This window comes from Pseudomonas deceptionensis (assembly GCF_900106095.1).
In the GTDB taxonomy this organism is placed as follows: domain Bacteria; phylum Pseudomonadota; class Gammaproteobacteria; order Pseudomonadales; family Pseudomonadaceae; genus Aquipseudomonas; species Aquipseudomonas deceptionensis.
Window position 1 is genome coordinate 4,243,144 of sequence record NZ_FNUD01000002.1, and the last position, 15,150, is coordinate 4,258,293.

15 protein-coding genes are annotated in these 15,150 nt (G+C 60.3%); 1 reads left to right on the forward strand and 14 read right to left on the reverse strand.

From position 1 onward, the window contains the following. Positions 1-14: 14 nt before the first annotated feature. Positions 15-881: a LysR substrate-binding domain-containing protein gene (locus BLW11_RS19605; protein WP_048360785.1), complete on the forward strand. Its 867-nt coding sequence runs from the start codon at positions 15-17 to the stop codon at positions 879-881. Between the two features lie 39 nt (positions 882-920). Here the strand turns inward: BLW11_RS19605 and BLW11_RS19610 are convergent, their stop codons facing one another. From BLW11_RS19610 to flhA, 14 genes are all read right to left on the reverse strand, one after another. Continuing rightward, positions 921-1,313, reverse strand: coding sequence for a DUF2802 domain-containing protein (locus BLW11_RS19610; protein ID WP_048360784.1), 393 nt, complete (start codon positions 1,311-1,313; stop codon positions 921-923). After that, positions 1,314-1,793 carry a chemotaxis protein CheW gene (locus tag BLW11_RS19615; protein ID WP_048360783.1) on the reverse strand — a complete coding sequence of 160 codons (480 nt, stop codon included), beginning with the start codon at positions 1,791-1,793 and terminating at the stop codon, positions 1,314-1,316. Positions 1,794-1,875: 82 nt separating this feature from the next. Then, positions 1,876-2,592 (reverse strand): CheW domain-containing protein, encoded by a 717-nt coding sequence (locus BLW11_RS19620; RefSeq protein ID WP_048360782.1) that lies wholly within the window; start codon positions 2,590-2,592, stop codon positions 1,876-1,878. Positions 2,593-2,676: 84 nt separating this feature from the next. Beyond that, complete coding sequence (locus tag BLW11_RS19625; protein ID WP_048360781.1) at positions 2,677-3,465, reverse strand: ParA family protein; 789 nt, start codon at positions 3,463-3,465, stop codon at positions 2,677-2,679. A gap of 38 nt (positions 3,466-3,503) precedes the next feature. Then, entirely contained in the window at positions 3,504-4,394 is an 891-nt protein-coding gene (motD, locus tag BLW11_RS19630; RefSeq protein WP_048360780.1) for a flagellar motor protein MotD, read from the reverse strand. Positions 4,395-4,396: 2 nt separating this feature from the next. Then, positions 4,397-5,137 carry a flagellar motor protein gene (locus BLW11_RS19635; RefSeq protein ID WP_048360779.1) on the reverse strand — a complete coding sequence of 247 codons (741 nt, stop codon included), beginning with the start codon at positions 5,135-5,137 and terminating at the stop codon, positions 4,397-4,399. Continuing rightward, entirely contained in the window at positions 5,137-6,282 is a 1,146-nt protein-coding gene (locus BLW11_RS19640) for a protein-glutamate methylesterase/protein-glutamine glutaminase (RefSeq protein ID WP_048360778.1), read from the reverse strand. The genes BLW11_RS19635 and BLW11_RS19640 overlap by 1 nt, the downstream gene beginning before the upstream one ends. A 49-nt stretch (positions 6,283-6,331) precedes the next feature. Continuing rightward, on the reverse strand, positions 6,332-8,500 hold the full coding sequence (locus tag BLW11_RS19645; RefSeq protein WP_048360777.1) for a chemotaxis protein CheA: 2,169 nt from the start codon (positions 8,498-8,500) through the stop codon (positions 6,332-6,334). Between the two features lie 62 nt (positions 8,501-8,562). After that, positions 8,563-9,351, reverse strand: coding sequence for a protein phosphatase CheZ (locus tag BLW11_RS19650; protein WP_048360776.1), 789 nt, complete (start codon positions 9,349-9,351; stop codon positions 8,563-8,565). Positions 9,352-9,371: 20 nt separating this feature from the next. Further along, positions 9,372-9,743: a chemotaxis response regulator CheY gene (locus tag BLW11_RS19655; RefSeq protein WP_019411571.1), complete on the reverse strand. Its 372-nt coding sequence runs from the start codon at positions 9,741-9,743 to the stop codon at positions 9,372-9,374. Between the two features lie 208 nt (positions 9,744-9,951). Beyond that, the gene (fliA, locus tag BLW11_RS19660) at positions 9,952-10,692 is read right to left on the reverse strand and encodes an RNA polymerase sigma factor FliA (protein ID WP_048360775.1); all 741 of its coding nucleotides are present in this window, start codon (positions 10,690-10,692) and stop codon (positions 9,952-9,954) included. Next, positions 10,692-11,519 (reverse strand): flagellar synthesis regulator FleN, encoded by an 828-nt coding sequence (gene fleN, locus BLW11_RS19665; protein WP_016781547.1) that lies wholly within the window; start codon positions 11,517-11,519, stop codon positions 10,692-10,694. Before fleN ends, fliA begins: the two co-directional genes overlap by 1 nt. Before the next feature lie 119 nt (positions 11,520-11,638). Then, positions 11,639-12,952: a flagellar biosynthesis GTPase FlhF gene (gene flhF / locus BLW11_RS19670; protein WP_048360774.1), complete on the reverse strand. Its 1,314-nt coding sequence runs from the start codon at positions 12,950-12,952 to the stop codon at positions 11,639-11,641. Positions 12,953-12,963: 11 nt separating this feature from the next. Then, the gene (gene flhA / locus BLW11_RS19675; RefSeq protein WP_048361066.1) at positions 12,964-15,093 is read right to left on the reverse strand and encodes a flagellar biosynthesis protein FlhA; all 2,130 of its coding nucleotides are present in this window, start codon (positions 15,091-15,093) and stop codon (positions 12,964-12,966) included. Positions 15,094-15,150 lie beyond the last annotated feature (57 nt).

Here is a 15,150-nt window from a genome sequence, read left to right on the forward strand (position 1 = left end):
AGAAAGAAATTCTTATGGATACGCGCTATCTCAGAAGCCTGATTGCCGTGGTGGAGTGCGGGTCAATCGCCAAGGCAGCACGCTTGGAAAACCTGACGGCTGCAGCCGTCAGTCAGCGTATTCTGGCGCTCGAACGGCAATTGGGGCTCCAGCTTCTGGTGCGGGTCGGACATGAGGCCAAACCCAGCCTGGCCTGCATGGACTTGCTGCCCCGGGCCAGATGCATCGTCAATGAAGTAGCGCTTCTGGCAGGTGACGTCGACACCCAAGGCTTGACCGGCCCCTTGCGCATCGGTGCTATTTCAACGGTACTCACGGGCCTTCTGCCTCAGGCCTTGCGCAGCTTGACCCGCTCAACCCCCCAGCTGAAACCGGTGATAGTTCCAGGGACGTCGCGTTCGCTGTATCAGGCGCTGGAAGCCAGCGAGCTGGATGCCGCGATAGTGGTCGCGCCGCCGTTTGCGCTGACCAGAAGCTTCGATGCCGTGTTGCTGCGCAAAGAACCCTTGGTGTTTATCTCCAATGAGCACGCACCCCACAGCATTGGCGCCCGCTTGCAAAGCTCTCCATATATTCAATATGACCCAGATGCCTGGGGCGGCCGCCATGCCGTCCAGTACCTGCAAGACCATGGCCTGACACTTACCGCCCTGCTGGATCTGGATGCACTGGAAACCATCGCCCTGCTGACCTCGGAAGGGCTGGGGGTCAGTCTGGTTCCCTGCTGGTCGGGGATTGAGCGCTGGACGAGCAGCTGTGTCGTGGAGCCTGTGGGTGATGAGCGCTATGACCGCAGGATTGTGCTGATCAGCCATGCACACGGGGCAAGGACACGAATGGTTGAGGCGTTGCGGCAGGCGCTGCAGGAGAAGGCGCAGTAACCGGATCTGTGGGAGCCTGATCCAAGGGCAGAGCCAGGCTCAGCCCTTGTGCATCTTGCTCATCAGCTCGGCCTCGGCCTGGGTCAAGCCGCAGGACTGGGTCAGTTCATCGACGCTGGCGCCCATGCTGACCAGACGCGCCGCCTGGTTGAACGACAGACTGGTGGGGTCGCGCTGTTCGAGCTGGGTCAGTTTCTCGGGCAGCGGTGCTACCACGGCGCGCAACTCATGCAGGTCTTCACCCATTTGCACATTGCCGTTCTGGTAGGTGTCCAGGCGCCGCGCCAGTTCCCTGAGGCGCCGGTCACGCTGTTCATCGCCCGCGGCCTGTTGCGCCGCCAGCACGCGCTGGCGGCGTATGTGGCTCACCAACAGCCACAGGGTCACGGCCCACAACAGGCCAAGGACGATTACCGCCGCCTCAAGGATCAATCAGATGCTCTCCAGATCCGACCATTCTTCTTCGGTCATCATTTTGTCCAGCTCAACCAGAATCAGCAGCTCGCCATTCTTGTTGCATACGCCCTGGATAAACTTGGCCGATTCGTCGTTGCCCACATTGGGCGCCGTTTCGATTTCCGACTGACGCAGGTAAACCACCTCGGCCACGCTGTCGACCAGAATCCCGACGACTTGCTTGTCCGCTTCGATAATGACGATGCGCGAATTGTCGGTGATTTCGGCGTTGTACAAGCCAAAGCACTGGCGCGTATCAATGACCGTCACTACGTTACCGCGCAGGTTGATAATGCCCAGCACATACGCCGGCGCACCCGGGACCGGGGCAATCTCGGTGTAACGCAGCACTTCCTGCACCTGCATCACGTTGATGCCGTAGGTCTCGTTGTCCAGCTTGAAGGTAACCCATTGCAGGATCGGATCTTCCAAACCCTGTGCCGCTGACTGTTTCATACCCCAAACCCCTGACTGAAATACCGCTGAATGCTGATAACTGGCGGCTCACCTTGCAGGTGAGCATCAACCACACGTGTTTTTATGACTTGCCCTTGGCGATCAACTCGGCCAACTGCGCCACGTCCAGCAATGCACACATATGTTCGATCACGGTGCCTGCCAGCCACGGTCGCTGCCCACGCTGGGAGCGCCACTTGATTTCGTTCGGGTGCAGGCGCAACGAACGGCTGACCTGATGCACTGCCAGCCCCCATTCGTAGCCCTGCACTGAAATGACGTATTGCAGGCCTTCGCGAAAATCATCGCGATAGCGCTCGGGCATCACCCAACGCGCCGTATCCAGCACGTTGAGCTTGCCGCCCTGGCTCGGCAGCATCCCGAGAAACCAGTCGGGCTGACCGAACAGCGGGATCAACTCGCGCCCGGCCAGTGAATAGATCGAACCCAGGCACACCAAAGGCACCGCCAAGGTCAGCCCGGCCACATCGAACAACAGGCACTCGAAAGGCTCGGCGGCCCACGCCGGGCGGCCATCATCCGGGACTGGAAGATGAGCCCCCGGCGCACTCGGCCGATGAACTTCCACCAGCGGATGGGCCAGCGCCTGCGCAGGCACACCCACTTGCGCCAGCTCCACCGGCATCGCCAGCGGCGCTTCATCAGTGGCGGGCTGTTCCAGCTCAGGCGGTGCGGGCTCAGCCAACTCCAGCGCTTGCGTTGCATCGAACAGCAAGTCGTCGAGATACGACTGCAACGCCACTTGCGATCGGTTGGAAAGTGCTACCGGCTGCGTCATAAAGTGCCCCACTCAACAGCCTCTCGACAGAGACCTGTAGACGTTATCGGCCACACGCGGCCGATACTTGAATACCCGCCCACCTCAAGCCACCTGCGGTGCAAGCTGACGGGTCAGTACGTGCTTGAGCAACGCGCGATAAGCGATGACGCCCCGGGTTTTATCATCGAACTGCGAAGGTGTCTGGCCTGCGCGGCTGGCATCGCGCAAACGGGTATCGACCGGGATAAACCCCTGCCACAGGGTGTCGGGATACACGTCGCGCAACACCCGCAAGGTGCTCATCGAAGCCTGGGTACGACGGTCGAACAAGGTCGGAACAATGCAGAACGGCAGCGCTTGCGCACGGGAGCGGTTGATCATGCGCAAGGTGTGAACCATGCGCTCCAGGCCCTTGAGCGCCAGATGCTCGGTTTGCACCGGAATAACCAACTGCTGGCTGGCCGCCAATGCGTTGACCATAAGCACGCCCAGAATCGGCGGGCTGTCGATGATTGCGTAGTCGTAGTCCTGCCACAGTTGCGCCAGACTGCGTGCAATCACCAGGCCCAGGCCGCTTTGCCCCGGGGCCTGACGCTCCAGGGTCGCCAGGGCGGTGGTCGCCGGCAGCAAGGCAATCTTTTCGTGGCAGGTGGGCAACAGCAATTGCGCAGCCAGACCTTCCGGCACCTGGCCCTGATGCAGAAACAGGTCGTAAACGCTGTGTTCCAGACCATCAGGGTCATACCCGAAGTAACTGGTCATGGAGCCGTGCGGGTCAAGATCGACGATCACCACGCGCTTGCCCGCCTCTGCCAGCAAACCGGCCAGAGCGATGGATGTGGTGGTCTTGCCGACCCCACCTTTTTGATTGGCTACTGCCCAGACTCTCATTCAGTTGTTCCTCCCGGCTGCATGCGTGCCGGCCGAGACTATAGGGTTGGTGACGGGGAATTGACGGCATCCCCACGAACCAGTGGCTGTGCCTGTGGCGGTGCAGTTTGTGTGCCAGCCCGCTTCAGGGCGGCATCGGGTGTTGCATTGGCGGTTCCCGTACCGGTCAGGCTGCGTCGCACCTCCAGGTTGCGCGACACCACCAGCACCACCCGACGATTGAGCGCGCGCCCCTCTGGCGTAGCGTTATTGGCCACCGGCTGAAACTCGCCGTAGCCCACCGACGCCATACGCCCGGGGTTAACGCCCTGCATCGCCAGCATGCGCACGATGCTCGCCGAACGCGCCGACGACAGCTCCCAGTTGGTGGGGTATTGCGCGGTACGAATCGGCAAGTCGTCAGTAAAACCTTCGACATGGACAGGGTTGGCGAACGGCTTGAGGATCGCCGCCACCTTGTCGATGATGTTGAACGCGGCATTGCTCGGCATCGCGTCGCCGCTGCCGAACAACAGGCTGGAATTGAGTTCGATCTCGACCCACAGCTCATTGCCGCGCACCGTCAATTGTCGGGACGCGATCAAGTCGCCAAAGGCGTTGGTGATGTCTTCGGCAATGGTTTTAAGCGGGTCATCGGGCACTTGCCCAAGGCCGGCATCGGTGTGCTCACTGTCCTTGATCAACGGCTCGGCAGGCTGGATTGTCAGCGGGCGCTCTTCACCGATGGGCACCGGCTTGATGCTGCGCTCGGTATCATTGAATACCCCCACCAGCGCCTGGGAGATCACCTTGTACTTGCCTTCGTTGATCGAAGAGATCGAGTACATGACCACAAAGAAAGCAAACAGCAGGGTAATGAAGTCCGCGTAGGACACCAGCCAACGTTCGTGATTGACGTGCTCATCAGCGGGACGACGGCGCCGGCTCATAATTAACCCGTAAAGCCCTGAAGCTTGAGTTCGATGGAACGCGGATTTTCGCCTTCGGCAATCGACAGAATGCCTTCGAGCAACATCTCGCGGTACAGCGACTGGCGCATGGCAATCGCCTTGAGTTTGCTGGCAATGGGCAGCAACACCAGGTTGGCACTGGCCACCCCGTAAATGGTCGCCACAAACGCCACGGCAATGCCGCTGCCCAGCTGCCCCGGGTCGGCCAGGTTGCCCATCACATGGATCAGGCCCATGACCGCACCGATAATACCGATGGTCGGCGCATAGCCGCCCATGCTTTCAAACACCTTGGCGGCTTCGATATCGCGGCTTTCCTGGGTCATGTAATCGACTTCCAGCACGCTGCGAATGGCCTCCGGTTCAACCCCGTCGACCAGCAATTGCAGGCCCTTGCGCGAATAATTGTCGGGCTCGGTGTCGGCCACCCCTTCCAGGCCCAGCAAGCCTTCCTTGCGCGCCGTCAGGCTCCAGTTGACGACACGGTCAATGCCGCCCGCCATGTCGATACGTGGCGGGAACAGAATCCAGACCACGGTGTGCATCGCCCGCTTGAATGCACTCATGGGCGACTGCAACAACGCAGCCCCCACGGTGCCGCCCAGCACGATCAACGCCGCCGGGCCATTGGCCAGGGCGCCCAGATGGCCGCCCTCCAGGTAGTTGCCGCCGATAATCGCGACAAACGCCATGATGATGCCAATCAGGCTGAGCACGTCCATCAGTGGCAGGCCTCCACAAGGTGTTTGCCGATGTCATCAAGGCTGTACACCGCATCGGCCAGGTTGGCTTTGACGATGGCCATGGGCATGCCGTAAATCACGCAACTGGCTTCGTCCTGCGCCCAGACCTGGCTGCCGCCCTGCTTGAGCAGGCGCGCGCCTTCACGGCCGTCCGCGCCCATGCCGGTCAGGACCACCGCCAAAACTTTGTCACCAAAGGACTTGGCCGCAGAACCGAAGGTGATATCCACACACGGCTTGTAGTTCAAACGCTCATCACCCGGCAGGATGCGTACCGCACCACGGCCATCAATCATCATTTGCTTACCGCCCGGTGCGAGCAAAGCCAGACCGGGACGCAGGATATCGCCGTCTTCGGCTTCCTTGACGCTGATCCGGCACAGCTTGTCCAGGCGCTCGGCAAATGCCTTGGTGAACGCAGCGGGCATGTGCTGCACCAGCACGATCGGTGCCGGAAAGTTGCCCGGCAACTGGGTCAATACCCGCTGCAAAGCTACCGGGCCGCCGGTCGAGGTGCCGATTGCCACCAACCTGTAAGCCTTGCGTTTGGGCGCGGCAGAGGCTGACGTCGGCGCAGGTGCGCCACGGCTGGCAATGGGCGTGGTGCGCACCGGGGGCGGCGAGACTGCCGGTGCGCAGGGCGCAAAGCCGCCGAGCGCAGGCCGCGGCGCGGGCGCCGGGGTAGGCACAACAGGTGCCGGCGCGCTGTAGCTGGACAAGCGACGGTTACTGCGCGAAATGCTGTGAACCTTCTCACACAGCATCTGCTTGACCTTCTCGGGGTTGCGGGAGATGTCTTCGAAATTTTTCGGCAGGAAGTCCACCGCCCCGGCATCCAGCGCATCGAGAGTGACGCGGGCCCCTTCGTGGGTCAGCGAGGAAAACATCAATACCGGGGTCGGGCAGCGCTGCATGATATGGCGCACGGCCGTGATGCCATCCATCAACGGCATCTCGTAATCCATGGTGATCACGTCCGGCTTGAGCGCCAGCGCCTGATCGATCGCCTCTTTGCCATTGGTGGCCGTGCCGATCACTTTAATCGTCGGGTCGGCCGACAGAATTTCCGAGACGCGGCGGCGGAAAAAACCGGAATCATCCACCACCAGGACCTTGACTACCATAAACACTCCGTTAGGCAGTGCGGGGCGCAAACGCCCCGACTCACCAGAATCAAATACGCCGTGATGCGTAATGCTTGAGCATGCTCGGAACGTCCAGGATCAAGGCAATACGGCCGTCACCGGTAATGGTGGCGCCCGACATGCCTGGCGTGCCCTGGAGCATTTTCCCCAACGGCTTGATCACCACCTCTTCCTGACCGACCAACTGATCGACCACAAAGCCGATACGCTGGGTACCCACCGATAGAATCACCACATGCCCTTCGCGCTGCTCTTCGTGGGCGGCAGAAGCCACCAGCCAGCGCTTGAGGTAGAACAGAGGCAGTGCCTTGTCGCGCACAATCACCACTTCCTGGCCGTCGACCACATTGGTGCGCGACAGGTCGAGGTGGAAAATCTCGTTGACGTTGACCAGCGGGAACGCAAACGCCTGATTGCCCAGCATCACCATCAGGGTCGGCATGATGGCCAGGGTCAGCGGCACTTTGATGACGATTTTCGAGCCGCGCCCCAGGACCGACTCAATGCTCAGTGAGCCGTTGAGCTGGGCGATCTTGGTTTTCACCACGTCCATGCCCACGCCACGCCCGGACACATCGCTGATCTCGGTTTTGGTCGAGAACCCCGGCGCAAAGATCAGGTTGTAGCAATCGTTCTCGCTCAGGCGGTCGGCGGCGTCCTTGTCCATCAAGCCTTTTTTCACGGCGAGGGAACGCAGGAAATTGGCGTCCATGCCTTTGCCGTCATCAGAGATGGACAGCAGGATGTGATCGCCTTCCTGCTCGGCGGACAAGATCACCCGGCCACAGCTCGGCTTGCCGGCGGCGGCGCGTTCTTCCGGAGTTTCGCACCCGTGGTCGACGGCGTTGCGCACCAAGTGGACAAGCGGATCGGCCAGGGCCTCGACGAGGTTTTTATCCAGGTCGGTCTCTTCGCCCACCAGCTCCAGGCTGATTTCTTTTTTCAGCTGACGCGCCAGATCCCGTACCAGACGCGGGAAGCGCCCGAATACTTTTTTGATCGGCTGCATGCGGGTCTTCATCACCGCGGTTTGCAGGTCGGCGGTGACCACGTCGAGGTTGGACAGGGCCTTGGCCATATCTTCGTCATGACTGTTCAGGCCCAGGCGCACCAGACGGTTACGCACCAGCACCAGCTCGCCGACCATGTTCATGATGTCGTCAAGCCGGGCGGTGTCTACCCGCACAGTGGTTTCAGCCTCGGAGGCGACCGGCTTTTCCGAAGGAGCAGAAGCGGCCCGGGGCGCAGCCGCACGCACCGCAGCCGGTTTGGCCGCTGCCGGAGCCGGAGCCGGTGCAGCCACTACCGCTGCACTGTCGGCACTGAACTTGCCCTTGCCATGCAGCTCATCGAGCAGGGCTTCAAATTCGTGGTCGCTGATCAGCGCGGGATCACCGACAGCTTCAGCGGCCGTGGCCTGGGGTTCAACAGGCGCCGCTGCTTCCAGCGCGCCAGCATTGAAAGAGCCCTTGCCATGCAACTGGTCAAGCAAGGCTTCGAATTCGTCGTCGGTGATGTCGTTACTGACCTCGGCCGGTACAGCGGGCTCCTTTTCGGGCGTGGCGGCAACCACCGCAGCATCCGCCGAAAACTGGCCCTTGCCGTGCAACTGGTCGAGCAGCAACTCAAACTCGGCATCGCTGATTTCGTCGCTGGCCGTAACCTCCCCCGGTGTCACCGGATCAGGCTCGGCCGCAGCCGCCTTGACCGCATCGAGCGAGTCGAGCAACTGTTCGAACTCGCTGTCGGTGATATCGGTTACCGGGGCTGCTGCCACTGGCACAGGCGCAACGGCCACTTGGGCAGAGGCAGGCTCCGCCAGGCGTGCCAGCGCCGCCAGCAGCTCAGGCGTTGCCGCCGTGATCGGGCAGCGCTCGCGCACTTCGCTGAACATGCCGTTGACCGCATCGAGGGCCTCAAGCACCACATCCATCAGCTCCGCGTCGACGCCGCGTTCACCCTTGCGCAGGATGTCGAAGACGTTTTCGGCGATGTGACAGCACTCCACCAACTCATGGAGCTGCAGGAAGCCGGCGCCCCCTTTTACAGTGTGAAAACCGCGAAAAATTGCATTGAGCAGATCCGCATCATCCGGTCGGCTTTCCAGCTCGACCAGCTGTTCGGACAGCAGCTCTAGAATCTCGCCGGCTTCAACCAGGAAATCCTGAAGGATTTCTTCATCGGCGCCGAAGCTCATGTACGTGCTCCTTGAAATAGGGCTTCGACGCCAGGCAACAGCGCCCGCACGTCCATGAAGTCCTAAAAACCTAAACTGGACAGCAAATCGTCTACATCATCCTGACCGGATACGACGTCATTACGTGTATCGGCATGAATCTGCGGACCTTCACCCTTGGTCTGGCTTTTTTGCGATTTATTTTCGGCACGCATCGCATCACGGTCGTGTTCGATCCCTGCAAAGCGATCCACCTGGCTGGCCATCAACACCAACTTGAGCAGATTGCTTTCGACTTCGGTCACCAATTGCGTTACCCGCTTGATCACCTGACCGGTGAGGTCCTGGTAATCCTGGGCCAGCAAGATGTCAGTGAGGTTTGCAGACACGGTGTTGTTCTGCGTTTCGCTACGCGTCAAAAAACTGTCGACTCGACGCGCCAGCTCGCGAAATTCCTCGGCACCGACTTCACGACGCATGAAGCGCCCCCAGTCCGTGCTCAGGGCTTTGGCTTCCTGAGCCATTCCGTTGACCAGCGGCGTGCTGTGCTCCACCAGGTCCATGGTGCGGTTGGCGGCGGCTTCCGTCAGCTTCACAACATAGGCCAAACGTTCGGTGGCATCCGTGATCTGCGACACTTCTTCTGCTTGCGGCATGCTCGGGTCAATATGGAAATTGACAATCGCACTGTGCAGTTCACGGGTCAGCTTGCCGACTTCGCGGTACAACCCGCGATCACGGGTCTGGTTGAGTTCGTGAATCAGCTGCACTGCATCGCCAAACTGGCCTCTTTCAAGGCTTTCGACCAATTCGTGAGCATGTTTTTTCAGGGTCGATTCAAAATCGCCCTGCGTAGCTTCTTGATGCTCCATAGCGCCCCCAAGGCAACCGATCAACCGATGCGATCAAAGATCTTTTCGATTTTGTCTTTGAGTGCAATAGCGGTGAACGGCTTGACCACATAACCGTTAACACCGGCCTGGGCCGCTTCGATAATCTGCTCGCGCTTGGCTTCAGCCGTCACCATCAGTACCGGCAAATGCTTGAGTTTTTCGTCTGCACGCACGTGACGCAACAGCTCGATACCGGTCATGCCCGGCATGTTCCAGTCAGTCACCAAAAAGTCGATATGCCCCAGATTGAGGATCGGCAGCGCCGTAGTGCCGTCATCCGCCTCGACCGTGTTGGTGAAACCAAGGTCACGCAACAGGTTTTTAATGATCCGCCGCATCGTTGAAAAATCATCAACGATGAGGATTTTCATGTTCTTGTCCAATTCGACCTCCAAGCAGTCTTAAACGCGCCCAGCACCTGAGCACGCCATTCAATCAAGTTCGGTAAATATTCAAAACCGCGAACCCTGTAGCCGCTGCCGAAGGCTGCGACGGGTTGCGCAGAAACCCCGCCTTTGAACAGGCAACGAAGGTTATGCGGCCCTTATCGCAGCCGGCGCCGGCGGCTACAGAAGGTGGTTAGTGCGCTCGCCACTGACTCAGGCGTGCGCGCAATCGTGCGGCGCACTGGCTGTGCAGCTGGCTGACCCGGGATTCACTGACCCCCAGCACTTCACCGATTTCCTTGAGGTTCAGCTCCTCGTCGTAGTACAGCGCCAACACCAGCCGCTCACGCTCGGGCAGGTGCGCAATCGCATCGGCCAGGGCGGCCTGGAAGCGTTCGTCTTCCAGGTCCCGCGAAGGCTCCGGGTGAGCACTTGCGCCATCCTCATGCAGCCCTTCGTGTTCGCCGTCCTGCAACAGATCGTCAAAACTGAACAGGCGGCTGCCCAGGGTGTCATTCAAAATGGCGTAATAATCATCAAGGCTTAACTGGAGTTCGGCCGCAACTTCGTGATCTTTAGCGTCACTACCGGTTTTTGCTTCAATTACCCGAATTGCATCGCTGACCATGCGTGTATTGCGGTGAACCGAACGCGGAGCCCAGTCGCCCTTACGCACCTCATCAAGCATCGCGCCACGGATACGAATGCCGGCATAGGTCTCGAAACTCGCCCCCTTACTCGCGTCGTATTTGCCCGACACTTCGAGCAGGCCGATCATCCCGGCCTGGATCAAGTCATCCACCTGCACACTGGCCGGCAAACGCGCCAGCAGGTGATACGCAATGCGTTTGACCAAGGGGGCATAACGCTCGATCAGCTCGTACTGGCTGTCACGCGATGCCTTGCTGTACATGCGATAGCCACTGGCTGTCATTAAAAGCGCCCCCCTGCTTGCTGCACCAGACGCTCGACAAAGAACTCCAGGTGCCCCCGGGGGTTTGCAGGCAGTGGCCAGGTGTCCACCTTCTGGGCGATGGCCTTGAAGGCCAGCGAGCATTTGGAGCGCGGGAACGCTTCATAGACGGCGCGCTGCTTCTGTACAGCCTTGCGTACGCATTCGTCGTAGGGGACGGCGCCCACGTACTGCAGGGCCACGTCCAGAAAACGGTCGGTGACCTTGGTCAGCTTGGCGAACAAGTTGCGACCTTCCTGCGGGCTTTGGGCCATGTTGGCGAGCACGCGAAAACGGTTCATCCCGTAATCGCGGTTCAGCAGCTTGATCAGCGCGTAGGCATCGGTGATCGAGGTCGGTTCGTCGCACACCACCAGCAGCACTTCCTGGGCGGCGCGCACAAAGCTGACCACTGACTCGCCGATCCCGGCGGCGGTGTCGATCACCAGCACGTCCAGGTTATCGCCCAGGTCGCTGAACGCCTGAATCAAGCCGGCATGTTGCGCCGGGCTCAGGTGCACCATGCTCTGGGTGCCCGAGGCCGCCGGCACGATACGAATCCCGCCTGGGCCCTGGAGCAATACGTCGCGCAGCTCGCAACGCCCCTCGACCACATCGGCCAGGGTGAATTTCGGGGTCAGGCCCAGCAGGACGTCTACATTCGCCAACCCGAGATCCGCGTCCATCAACAAGACGCGCCTGCCCAACTCGGCCAATGCGATAGACAAGTTGACTGAAACGTTAGTTTTACCGACGCCACCCTTGCCGCCGGTCACTGCGATCACCTGTACGGGATGCATGCTGCCCATGATCTTTCTTTACCTTGTCTTACTTAGACGCGGCTACATACGTTGGCTGCGCGTTCCCCACCGGAACAAAATCTTCAGACCATCTGATGTAGGTACATTGCAACGTAATCGTGACTACCTCAGCCAACCCGCTTGGGAGGGCTGTGATAGATATCAGCGAACATATCGGCCATGGCTTCTTCGCTGGGTTCTTCCTGCATTTGCACACTCACTGCACGGCTCACCAACTGGTGGCGCCGCGGCAGGTGGAGATCGTCCGGGATACGCGGGCCGTCCGTCAGGTAAGCCACCGGCAACGCGTTACTGATCGCCAGGCTCAATACCTCCCCCAGGCTCGCCGTTTCATCCAGCTTGGTCAGGATGCAACCGGCCAGCCCGCAACGCTTGTAACTGAGGTAGGCCGCCGTCAGAACCTGTTTCTGACTGGTGGTGGCCAATACCAGATAATTGCGCGCCTTGATCCCGCGCCCGGCCAGGCTTTCAAGCTGCAGGCGCAACGCCGGGTCGCTGGCTTGCAGGCCGGCGGTATCCACCAGCACCACACGCTTGCGCACCAGCGGTTCGAGGGTCTGGCCCAACGACTGGCCCGGGGCCACGTGGGTCACCGGCACATTGAGAATCCGGCCCAGGGTTTTGAGTTGCTCCTGGGCACCAATGCGAAAGCTGTCCATGCTCACCAACGCGATATTCTGCGCACCGTACTTGAGCACATAACGCGCCGCCAGCTTGGCCAGCGTGGTGGTTTTACCCATCCCCGCAGGCCCGACCATCGCGATCACGCCACCCTCTTCCAGCGGCTCCAGCTCAGGCGTGGCAATCATCCGCGCCAGGTGCGCCAGCAACATCCGCCAGGCCTGGCGCGGCTCTTCAATACCCGCCACTTGCGCCAGCAAATCGCGCGACAGCGGGCCGGACAGACCAATACGCTGCAAGCGGCGCCACAGATTGGCCTGCGCCGGCTTGGCATCCTGCAACTGACTCCAGGCCAGCGAGCCTAGTTGAACTTCAAGCAACTCGCGCAGGCCATTGAGTTCAGAGCGCATATTGTCAAAAGCGCGCTGATCAATCGACGGCGCGACCACCGGCGCAGGGCGCGGTGGTTCTTCCAGCGTCGGCTCGATCAACGGCTCGGCAGCGGTCAGCGGCAAACCGGCAAACAACTGACGGTTATCACCCGCCTCGCCTTCCCCGCGCAGGCTCAGCTCGGCCTGGGCCGAGACGATCCGCGACTGGGTCTTGCGCAGTTCTTCTTCAAGCTCAATGTTCGGCACACGAGGTGCCAGCGCGGACAGCTTGTAATCCAGGGCCGCGGTCAACTCAACGCCCCCGGCAATCCGGCGGTTGCCAATAATGGCGGCGTCAGCCCCCAGTTCATCACGAATCAGCTTCATGGCCTGACGCATATCGGCGGCGAAAAATCGCTTCACTTGCATAAACCAAACCCTCAGCCGTTAGGGCCTACTGTCGCAACGATCGTGACCTGCTTGTTGTCAGGGATTTCCTGGTACGCCAGTACATGCAGGTTGGGCACCGCCAAACGGCCAAAACGCGACAGCATCGCGCGTACCGGGCCTGCCACCAACAAGATAACCGGGTTGCCTTGCATCTCCTGACGCTGAGCAGCGTCGATCAACGAGCGCTGGAGCTTCTCTGCCATGCTTGGCTCCAGCAAAACGCCCTCTTCCTGGCCTTGTCCGGCCTTCTGCAAACTATTGAGCAATATTTGTTCCAACCTTGGCTCCAAGGTGATCACAGGCAGCTCAGACTCAACGCCTACAATGCTTTGCACAATGGCGCGGGACAGCCCGACGCGTACAGCGGCAACCAAAGCGGCAGTATCTTGACTCTTATGGGCATTGTTCGCGACAGCTTCGGCAATGCTGCGGATATCACGCACCGGCACCTGCTCGGCCAGCAGGGCCTGCAACACCTTGAGCAACTGCGACAGGCTCAACACGCCCGGCACCAACTCCTCGGCCAACTTGGGCGAGGACTTGGCCAGCAACTGCATCAACTGCTGAACTTCTTCATGGCCGATCAGTTCATGGGAGTGCTTGTACAAAATCTGGTTCAAGTGGGTCGCTACCACGGTGCTGGCGTCCACTACGGTATAGCCCAGCGATTGCGCCTGGCTGCGCTGGCTGACCTCAATCCACACCGCTTCCAGACCAAAGGCCGGGTCTTTGGTGGTGATGCCGTTCAGCGTGCCGAACACTTGCCCGGGGTTGATTGCCATTTCGCGATCCGGGTAGATCTCGGCCTCGGCCAGAATCACGCCCATCAAGGTCAGGCGATAGGCGCTGGGAGCCAGGTCGAGGTTGTCGCGGATATGCACGGTTGGCATCAGAAAGCCCAAGTCCTGGGACAGTTTTTTACGCACACCCTTGATCCGCGCCAGCAATTGGCCGCCCTGGTTGCGGTCCACCAGCGGGATCAGCCGGTAACCGACCTCCAGCCCGATCATGTCGATGGGGGTAACGTCATCCCAGCCAAGCTCTTTGGTCTCTTGGGCGCGGGCCGGGGACGGCAGCAGCTCCTGTTGGCGCTGCACTTCTTGCAGGGCCTGGACCTTGACCACGTTGTGTTTTTTCCACATCAGGTACGCCACACCCCCTGCCACTGCAGCCATGCTCAGGAAGGAGAAGTGAGGCATGCCCGGCACAATCCCCATTACGGCCATCAACCCCGCGGCTACCGCCAGCGCCTTGGGCGAGGCGAACATCTGGCGATTGATCTGCTTGCCCATGTCTTCGGAGCCCGAAGCACGGGTCACCATGATCGCGGCAGCGGTGGACAGCAGCAGTGATGGCAACTGCGCCACCAAACCGTCACCGATGGTCAGCAAGGCGTAGACCTTGCCGGCTTCGCTGAACGTCATGCCGTGCTGAAAGATACCCACTGCCATGCCACCGATCAGGTTGATAAACAGAATCAACAGACCGGCGATGGCGTCACCGCGCACGAACTTGCTGGCACCGTCCATCGAGCCGTAGAACTCGGCTTCCTGGGCGACTTCCTGGCGGCGCATCTTGGCCTGGTTCTGGTCGATCAGGCCGGCGTTGAGGTCGGCGTCGATAGCCATTTGTTTACCGGGCATGGCGTCGAGGGTGAAACGTGCGCTGACCTCGGAAATACGACCGGCACCTTTGGTCACAACCACGAAGTTGATGATCATCAAAATCGCGAACACCACGATACCGACCACGTAGTTGCCGCCGATCACCACCTCGCCGAAGGCCTGAATCACCTTGCCGGCCGCCCCGTGCCCTTCTTGACCGTGGAGCATCACCACCCGGGTCGAAGCCACGTTCAACGCCAGGCGCATCAGGGTGGCGACCAGCAAAATGGTGGGGAACACCGCAAAGTCCAGCGGCCTCAGGGCGTAGACGCACACCAGCAACACCACAATCGACAGCGCAATGTTAAAGGTAAAAAACACATCCAGCAGGAAGGCCGGAATGGGCAACATCATCATTGCCAGCATCACCAACAGCAACAGCGGCACACCCAACTGCCCCCGACCCAAACCGGCCAGACCGCTGCGTGCGGTGTTGATTAACTGAGAGCGATCCAATGACATTGCGACAAACCTTTAGCAAACTTTTGACGCCATGTGCGCCGTAGAGCCTGC